Source organism: Nonomuraea terrae (assembly GCF_004348995.1).
Lineage (GTDB): Bacteria > Actinomycetota > Actinomycetes > Streptosporangiales > Streptosporangiaceae > Nonomuraea > Nonomuraea terrae.
Genome location: NZ_SMKQ01000297.1, coordinates 1 through 7,892, shown reverse-complemented (window position 1 = coordinate 7,892; position 7,892 = coordinate 1). Strand labels below are relative to the sequence as shown.

Annotated in this window: 10 protein-coding genes; 4 read left to right on the top strand and 6 right to left on the bottom strand. The window is 66.4% G+C overall.

Features of this window, described 5'->3' with window-relative positions:
* The coding region (locus E1286_RS48580; RefSeq protein ID WP_223190906.1) for a hypothetical protein at window positions 1–317 on the top strand (317 nt) is incomplete at its 5' end.
* Window positions 318–445: 128 nt separating this feature from the next.
* Here E1286_RS48580 and E1286_RS44120 read toward each other — a convergent pair.
* The 3 genes from E1286_RS44120 to E1286_RS44110 all read right to left on the bottom strand — a co-directional run bounded on the left by E1286_RS44120 (window position 446) and on the right by E1286_RS44110 (window position 1,745).
* Window positions 446–862 carry an ester cyclase gene (locus E1286_RS44120; protein WP_132622905.1) on the bottom strand — a complete coding sequence of 139 codons (417 nt, stop codon included), beginning with the start codon at window positions 860–862 and terminating at the stop codon, window positions 446–448.
* A gap of 173 nt (window positions 863–1,035) precedes the next feature.
* A complete protein-coding gene (locus E1286_RS44115; protein WP_132622903.1) occupies window positions 1,036–1,302 on the bottom strand; it encodes a hypothetical protein in 267 nt (88 codons plus the stop codon).
* A gap of 98 nt (window positions 1,303–1,400) precedes the next feature.
* Window positions 1,401–1,745: a hypothetical protein gene (locus tag E1286_RS44110; RefSeq protein ID WP_132622901.1), complete on the bottom strand. Its 345-nt coding sequence runs from the start codon at window positions 1,743–1,745 to the stop codon at window positions 1,401–1,403.
* A gap of 455 nt (window positions 1,746–2,200) precedes the next feature.
* Here E1286_RS44110 and E1286_RS44105 point away from each other — a divergent pair, with 455 nt between their 5' ends.
* The 3 genes from E1286_RS44105 to E1286_RS44095 all read left to right on the top strand — a co-directional run bounded on the left by E1286_RS44105 (window position 2,201) and on the right by E1286_RS44095 (window position 5,046).
* A complete protein-coding gene (locus tag E1286_RS44105) occupies window positions 2,201–3,106 on the top strand; it encodes a Piwi domain-containing protein (protein WP_165970198.1) in 906 nt (301 codons plus the stop codon).
* A gap of 132 nt (window positions 3,107–3,238) precedes the next feature.
* On the top strand, window positions 3,239–4,228 hold the full coding sequence (locus tag E1286_RS44100) for a DNA-processing protein DprA (RefSeq protein WP_132622897.1): 990 nt from the start codon (window positions 3,239–3,241) through the stop codon (window positions 4,226–4,228).
* Window positions 4,229–4,416: 188 nt separating this feature from the next.
* On the top strand, window positions 4,417–5,046 hold the full coding sequence (locus E1286_RS44095) for a phosphoribosyltransferase (RefSeq protein ID WP_132622895.1): 630 nt from the start codon (window positions 4,417–4,419) through the stop codon (window positions 5,044–5,046).
* 569 nt (window positions 5,047–5,615) lie between these two features.
* Here the strand turns inward: E1286_RS44095 and E1286_RS44090 are convergent.
* The 3 genes from E1286_RS44090 to E1286_RS48575 are packed head-to-tail and all read right to left on the bottom strand — an operon-like array spanning window position 5,616 to window position 7,829.
* A complete protein-coding gene (locus E1286_RS44090; protein ID WP_132622893.1) occupies window positions 5,616–6,515 on the bottom strand; it encodes an amidohydrolase family protein in 900 nt (299 codons plus the stop codon).
* Window positions 6,512–7,687 (bottom strand): VWA domain-containing protein, encoded by a 1,176-nt coding sequence (locus tag E1286_RS44085; protein ID WP_132622891.1) that lies wholly within the window; start codon window positions 7,685–7,687, stop codon window positions 6,512–6,514. The genes E1286_RS44090 and E1286_RS44085 overlap by 4 nt, the downstream gene beginning before the upstream one ends.
* Window positions 7,680–7,829 (bottom strand): hypothetical protein, encoded by a 150-nt coding sequence (locus E1286_RS48575; protein WP_165970197.1) that lies wholly within the window; start codon window positions 7,827–7,829, stop codon window positions 7,680–7,682. Before E1286_RS48575 ends, E1286_RS44085 begins: the two co-directional genes overlap by 8 nt.
* Window positions 7,830–7,892: the final 63 nt, after the last annotated feature.

Below are 7,892 nucleotides of genomic sequence, written 5' to 3'. Positions count from 1 at the left end.
CCCTCCCACGCCCCGCCGACCTCAACCCGCTACTGGCCGAAGCCGAGGCCGCCTGGCAGGAACAGCGCGGTGCCTGGGCACAGTTCGGCTCCGATCTGCTGCTGGCCTATGAGTACCGCGCCTGCATCAGGCTCGGCGCCCGCGACCTGGACGATCCCGCGGACGCTATCTCAGGTGCCTACCAGCGGGTGTGCGTGGACCTGCGCACCCTGACCGAGGTCGGCCTGTTCGGCTACCACCAGGTCCCGCCCGCGCAGCGACTGTGGATCTGGGCCACCGACCTGGAACAGGCACGCAAAGACCTGCCTCTCGTCTGACCGACGTCATGGCCGCTGTGGAACGTGGTACGCCGCCCCTCTCCCACTGACCGGCCTTCATTTACGCGGGGCCATCTTGTGGATGAGAAGTCTTCGATCGATCTGAAGATCCGAACTCCGTACAGATCCTAGGAGGCAGGGGGAGCCACGCCGAGCTGGGTGTACAGCTCCAGTTGGTCGAAGTAAAGGCGGTGGGTGATGATCAAGTTGTCCTCCACGGTGAAGATCCAGCATCCGCGGAAGCTCACTCGTCGGCCGGACGGCTCGATGACCCGGCCTCCTGCGATCAGGAACGGCCCGGTATGCGTGCCGTTGAAGGTGGTCTCGACCGCCACCCGATCGCCGTTGGAGATCCGATCCCACACTGTTATGGACACATCGGGAATGCCGTCCCAAACGTGGGCGTGATACGAGGTGATCTGCGCACGGCCTTCGGCCTGCATCTCCGGTCCCACCATGGTGGCGGCGACGCTGTAGCAGCGAAGACATGCCTCCATGTCATGGGCGTTCACTGCTGCTATCAGGCGGTCGACGACGTCGGACATGTCGTGGACTCCTCCCCCAGTGGCCACAACCCTGGAACGTCCGTTCCCCTACCCCCAGCTCACGATGCCACCCGCCCAGCTGCGTTTCCCCGCCACACCCACCGGCACAGCGCCTATGAAGAGCACTTCCACATCGATGAGGAGGAGGTTGTCGGCCGCGGTCAGGTGCCCTGTCAGTCGGGTGTCGCGGCCCTGTCCATCTCTTGTGCAGGCACCAATTGCACCGTGACAGTGGTGCCGTACACCCGTGCGGCCTCGAACAGGGTGTTGATGACCTCGGTGACGTGCTGCGGCCGCGAGCCGCTGAGCCGTGACCACCACGTCGATGCGGCCGCATCCCAGTCCATCAGCGGTCTGATCATCGCCACCTGGCGCTCGAACTTCTCCGGCGCCAGGTCCAGGTTGGACCGAGCCACCAAGATCACATCGAAGGTGTCCATGATGTGGTTCTACGCCGCACAACTGACAGAATCACCGCGTGAGTCGCCTCGCCTGATCGGCGCCGAGCCGTCAGCTGGTGGTGGCCACCGCGGTGCGCCTATTGGGGAACGTACGCAGGTAGTGCCTGCTCGGCGGCCGCCGCCATCATGGCGACCTCTTCAGCGGCGCACTTGCGCGGACGGCGAGCGATCCAGCCGTGCACACGCGAGGCCCGAAGGATCGTTGTCCCTCCGGCGTTGATCGCTCCCCAGCGAGGCAGTCGGCCACCGTGTACGGCGACGACCGTGACGACGTCGACCGGGCGGCCGGTCGCCCGGCGCAATGCCTCGGCGACAGCTCGGGCCTCGAACACCACCGGCCCGACAACCTTGGCGATCGGCGTGCGCGCGTGCCCCCGCCCGGTTTGATCGTGGGTCCGTCTGTGCCACTTCTTCGAGTCCACCACATACACCGGTCGGGCCGATCACGACGTGGTCGATGTTGGCGCGGCTGCGCGGGACCGCACGGCGGCGGCCCCGGGATCCTCGTTGGGCTCAAGAGCCGGTACGAGATCGATCTCCCCGTCAGCGAACTCGTACGTCGAGGCGTCGCTGTGGAGGGCCGCTATGTGCTCATCGCTCCGGATGAACCGCCGCCCTTCCCCAACATGGACGAGCGCGCACTTCGTCGAATCGCGGGGGCGGTTGAGGCCCTGGACGGGGAATGGCTGCAACTGCGGGACGTTCCCCGGGAAAGCCGGGTGTTCGCATCGCAGGCGTGGTTGGAGGTAGGCGCGAGGTCTTTCATGACGTTCTCGCGGTCGCCATGCGCGGCGGGCACCGTCCACTCATCGACAGGCTCGATGCCGCCGTCTTCGACCTAGTGGGAGCCGGGGGCCGTCTCAGACACGCACAGGACGTGGCACGCGTGCTGCGCGAGAAGTCTCCGCTGGTCCTGTCCGCCGAACTCGGTGCCGAAGTCGGCCCGCCGCTCAGGGACGAGCCCGGGCGGTCTCGAATACCGTCGCGGCGCTTCGACCCGCCGACCTTTGTCTTCGACTTCAGCGGGGGTAAGAAACACCGTTACCCCGACACAGGGCTGGACACGTTCGGACCGTTCGACTCCGAGGGCTTCTCCCCGAAGACGCCTCGGGTTGTGGTCGTCACTCCCAGAAGCGTGCAGGGGACGGTTGAGTCTTTCCTCACCAGCTTTCGCAACGGGGTGCCAGGAGGACGGGTCTTCAACCAGGGCTTCACGCGGAAGTACCGGCTGACGGACTGCACCATCGTGCTGAAGCCATTCGACGGGGACATGCGTGACTCTGCCGCCTACAGGCAGGCGTGTTTGGAGGCGGTCTCGTCAACCGACGACATCCATCTAGCGATCGTGGTCACAAGCGAGCGGCAGGAAGATCTGACCGGTAACGACAGCCCTTATCTCGTGTCGAAGTCCATCTTCATGAGTCAGGGCATACCGGTGCAGGAAGTGCAGGTCGAGAGCATCCAAAACGGTGACCGTGCGAGTGTGCTGAACAGCATGGCGCTCGCCTGCTACGCGAAGCTCGGTGGCACACCATACGTCATCAGTGCACCCCCGCGTGCGATGGCGCACGAACTCGTCATCGGCATCGGAAGCTCCCACATCAGGACGAGCCGGATGGCTGAGCCCGAGCGAGTCGTGGGCATTACGACCGTGTTCAGCTCCGACGGCAGTTACATCCTCTCCCACACGTCCCGGGAAGCGGCCTACGAGGATTACCCCCGCGAACTTCTCCGCGCACTGGAAGTCTGCATCAACGACATCAAAAGATCCAAAACGACGTAGAGCACGGTTGACGCTCGGCGAGCTCGTCGGAGGGTTCTCCCGAGGCTCCGCTTACCTCTCGACCGTCAAAGCCCGAACCGGCATCGTTCTCCTTCAGCGATTGCGGCGTGCCGCCTGGCGAAGCTCGGCATCATGAACGCTCACACCACGCATCCTGTCGCCGCAAATGTCGGTGTCAGCGCGTACGTTCACAGCGAAACCACGTTCGAGATGGTGATGAGCATGACCATGATCGACGAGCAGGCCGCAGTTCTAGCCCTCACAAAAGCCACCCATGACAAGCCCTGGCACTACACCGCCCGAGCCGTCGCCGCCACCGGCAGCGCCCTGAAACTTCTCGACGGCGAACTCGACGGCCTTCAGGACAACGACAAAGCACACGCTGTCGTCATCAGAGGCATGGTCCGGCACGACGACCTGGACCGGGCGCGCGAGCTCATCGCCTCCATGAGCTCACGCGGCGTCCGCCTCGTCACCGTGTTGGACGAGGCCTATCCCGGCAACATGTTCTGGACTAACAACTATCAGCCGTTCCTATGGATCCGCGGCCACATCGCCCTCGAAGACCATCGTTCAGTCGCCATCGTCGGAGAATACGATCGTGAACACGCCGCCACTGCCGCGCGTATCCTCTCAGAAGCGGGATTGACCGTGGTCGCACCGCTCTATACCGAACTCGGCGTGGCCGTGCACGAGAACGCCGCCACTGCCGGTGGACGAACATTAGGAGTCCTGGACAGGGGGATAGATCAGTCTCAGCAGCCAGGCCGGTATGCAACTATCGCCCAACAGGTAGCCGAGCGCGGCGCACTGATCTCGCAGTTCTGGCCCGCAACCATCACCACCGGCCGAACGGCAGCACTCACTTATATCGTGACCTGCGGATTAGCAGCAACCGTCTACGTCGTCGACGGCCGCCACAACGGCTTCAGCCAGCGACATGTCACGAATGCTCTGAAGACCGGCAAGCCTGTCTTCGTGCCCCAGCAGCTTCACCAGGAACAACCGTGGGTTGCCCAGGCCGGCTCCCGGGGAGGCATTACTGCCGTCCAGGACATTGACGACTTCTGCAAGCAGGCGGTCAATCTCGTAGATATGGACTCCCAACCGACCATGTTCTGACCATGGACCGCGCCAGGGCGGTAACCGACCTCGTCATCCCACTGTTCAGGAACGTTCCGGCTGCGCGCTCCGGGGTTTGCCGGATCTGCCACACCGGGCCCAACAACAAGCCCAATGGTGAGCCGTACGAAATCTGCTCGAGTTGCGCTCGCACTGTGAATGGGTTCCGCAGGCATGCGGAGCCTGTGGTGTCGATCTCTCTGGCTGTCGAAGAAGGCGATGACAACGGGCTGTTCAGGCTCGTGGCTCGCAAAGAAGCTGTACGCGCCGGCACGAGCTGGCTGAGTCCGGAGACTTTGATGGCGGCCTCTCTGTCCCGCTTCTACGACGCTCATGAGGCCTGCCTCATCCAGGTGGCCGGCGGGCCTTTCACCATGGTCACCACCATTCCGAGCACCCGACTTGATCGCCCTATCGAAGCGTTCCACATCATGCCGCGAGTCATCAGCATGATCGGCGCACTGCGAGACCACTACAAGCCGGTTCTCCTGCCAAACGACAGGTACGCGGCGGTGCTTGCGGGACGCGACTCACACCCAGACGCCTTCCAGATGATGGGGATGCTGAACGGCTCTCAGGCGCTGCGCGGCGAACGGGTACTGCTGGTAGACGACCTGTTCGTGTCAGGCGCTCATATGCAAAGCGCTGCGTACACACTGTTCAAGGCAGGAGCAGAGGAGGTAGTCGCTCTCGCCATTCTCAGGTTGATCGTTCCCAGTGCCTGGCACGAGAACAGGCGAAGTATCTGGCAGGAGGCCAGCGACCAGCCATTCTCCTTCGACCGCTGCTGCCTATGCGCTGCAGCAAGGAGGTGGTGAATCTCTTGAGTTCGATCGATATTGATTCACCAAGAAGGTGACGCCAGCGACTCGATCTGATCGCACGTCAAGTAGGCTTTTCATCGCTTCCGAAGCGATGCAAGCATCCCGACAAGAGGCCACACATCGGCTATGCGTGACTGCTCGGTGGTTGCTCGTCCACGTTCGGCTGCCGTTAGGGTCGAGGCCTTGTCAGGGCACATAGCCGTGTCGAGAAGGGGGCGAACGGCACATAATGCTGACGGTCAGGAACACATGGTTGCTCGGTGATTGCTCGCGTGTACCCGATGCAGCACAGTATCCGTCATCACTTCCCGACACAACGGCACGGAGAATTCCGTCCACAGCGATACAAAGTGTCGCTCCGCGACACTGAGCGACACCGAGGGAACCGACTCATAATCCGTGGGTCGTGGGTTCAAGTCCCACCCGCCCTACAACTCGCTCACCTGGGGAAACTTCCGCTGCGGAGATCTTTCGCCGGGGCCCGCCCTGTTGAAACCGACGCGGGCGGCCTTGTTCCCCAGCGCGGACATTTGAGGCGTCACCAGCGGTGCGGCCCCGTCGATTCACAGGCGGTAGACCTGGGTGGCCGTTGTGGTGAAGACGTCCCGGATCTCCTCCGCGGATCGGCCGGAGAGCACGTCCTGCCACGTGGAGACGAGGGTGGGCAGGTCGGTCCAGAGTTTCTCGATCGGGAAGTTGCTGCCCCACATGCAGCGGCGGGAGCCGAACAGGTCCAGGCAGGTGGCCGTCACCTTCTCGATCAGCGGCCGGTCCACGCGACGCACGAAGGTCCCCTGACCGGTGAGTTTCACCACGACGTTGGGCCGCTCGGCCAGGAGCCTCATGCCTCGCGTCCACTCGGCGAGGGCCGCCGGCCCTGAGCCCACCGGCATCCCGGCGTGGACCAGCACGAAGGTCACGCCGGGGAAGTCCTCCACGAGGGCGGCGGCGTCGGCCATCTGCGCGGGGAACACCTGGAGCTCGAACAGCCAGCCGAGGTCGGCGAGCGCGGCGATGTTACGCCGGAAGACGGGGTCCTTCATCCGGTCGGGGGCGGAGGCGAAGCGGAACTCCGGCCGCTCGTGCCAGTGCAGTTGCAGGCGGGTGCCGCGGACGAGCGGGGTGATGGCGGCCTGCCGGCGCATGACCTCGACCGCATCCTCGTCGAACAGGTCGGCGGACCCCACCACGGCGGTGGGCCAGCCGGTCTCGGCGTGTACGTCGCGGAGCCACCGCACCTCGTCCACGCAGCGGTCGAGGGGCCAGTTGGCCTGGACGTAGACCGCCGAGGTGATGCCGCAGGCGGTGGCCTCCGCGGCGTACTCGGGCGCGAGATAGTCACGGCGGATCGGCTCGTACGGGCCGAAGATGCGCGGCACCATCTCCCCCTGCAGCCAGGGAAGGTCGGCGGCGCGCCAGATGTGGTGGTGGGAGTCGACGATCCCGTGGGAGAAGGAGGTCATCGGGTTGTTCCCCTGGGTCGTGGGTCGGACCGGCGCCTCGCCGCGAGGTGGCGGGGGCCGGACAGGACGGCGGGGAGGCGGCGGACCTCCTCCAGCGCGGTGCGCAGATCCCGGACGCCGCCGAGGTGGTCCAGGTTCGGGAGCTGGGCGGCCATGGCGCGGGTGACGGGGCGGTAGGTCGGCGAACAGGCCAGCGGGGACCACCAGACGAGCCGGTGGCCGACCCGCGACAGGCGGGCCGTGGCGCGCACCATGGGGGCGTGGTCGCCGCGTTCGAGCCCGTCGGACAGCACGATCACGAGCGCTCCGCGGGCGAGCGCCATGAAACGCGGGTTGCCCAGGAAGCGTTCCAGCGCCGCGCCGATCGCCGTACCGCCGTCGGCGTCCGTGACGAGCCTCGACACGGCTCGCAGCGCCTGGCCGACGTGCGGGTGCGCGAGCGCGGCGGTGATCCGGGTGAGCCGGGTGCCGAAGGTGAACACCTCGGTACGGGCCGGCGCCGCGCGCAGCGCGGTGTGCGCGGCGCGGAGCAGATCCGGGGTGTGCTGCCGCAGCGAGCCGGAGACGTCGATGAGGATCAGCAGCCGGCGCGGGCGCGGTGGGCGGGCGAGGCGGCGCAGCTGGATGATCTCTCCGTCGTGGCGGAGAGCTCGACGCCACGCGTGCCGGACGTCCAGCCGGTCTCCCGACCGGGCCGGGCGGCGCCGCCGTGACGGTACGGCGGGCAGCACGGCGGGCCAGGCGGCTTCGAGCGCGCGCATGAACGCGGCCTCGCCGGTCCGGCCGAAGTCGCGCGTGCCGTAGGTGCTCAGAGCGCTGGCCTCGGCACCGTCGCCCGGCCGCGCCTCGCGGGGCGGCGGGTCGTCCTCGCCGGGTCCGCCGGGGGACGGCGTGCCGCCGTCGTCCGCTTCGAGCGGCAGGTCGGCGGGCCCGGGGCCGCCCTGCCGAAACCAGGCGTCGAAAACGCGGTCGAAGGCGGGCAGGTCGCCCACGTCCTGGAGCAGGGTGATCCGGGCGTACCAGTACAGCGTGGTCAGGTCGCGCGGCGGGGTCTCGGCGATCGTCCGTAGCAGGTCCGCCCGCTTGGTCGGCGCGGCGGGCACGCCCGCGCCGCGCAGCGCGGTCAGGAACCCCCACAGGTGGTCCGCGGCGAGCACGACCGGGTCAGGCATCGCCGAACACCTCCTCAGCGTGTGCGAGGAGCAGCCTGGTGTCCTCCTCGTCCTTGATCAGCAGGCCGAGCGCCCGGCGCAGTGCCACGGGCCACGGGCTGCCGCCCTCGGCGAGCGCCATCGCACCGCGGCCCCATTCCACCGACTCGGCGATGCCGGGCCGCTTGAGCAGCGGGAGCCGGCGTACCCCTGTCTCTTATACACA

Excerpts from the sequence above, each read along its gene's own strand:
- E1286_RS44120 (WP_132622905.1), bottom strand. The coding sequence starts at position 862 with ATGTCCGACGTCGTCGACCGCCTGATAGCAGCAGTGAACGCCCATGAC.
- E1286_RS44115 (WP_132622903.1), bottom strand. The coding sequence starts at position 1,302 with ATGGACACCTTCGATGTGATCTTGGTGGCTCGGTCCAACCTGGACCTG.
- E1286_RS44100 (WP_132622897.1), top strand. The coding sequence starts at position 3,239 with ATGAACGCTCACACCACGCATCCTGTCGCCGCAAATGTCGGTGTCAGC.
- E1286_RS44090 (WP_132622893.1), bottom strand. The coding sequence starts at position 6,515 with ATGACCTCCTTCTCCCACGGGATCGTCGACTCCCACCACCACATCTGG.
- E1286_RS44085 (WP_132622891.1), bottom strand. The coding sequence starts at position 7,687 with ATGCCTGACCCGGTCGTGCTCGCCGCGGACCACCTGTGGGGGTTCCTG.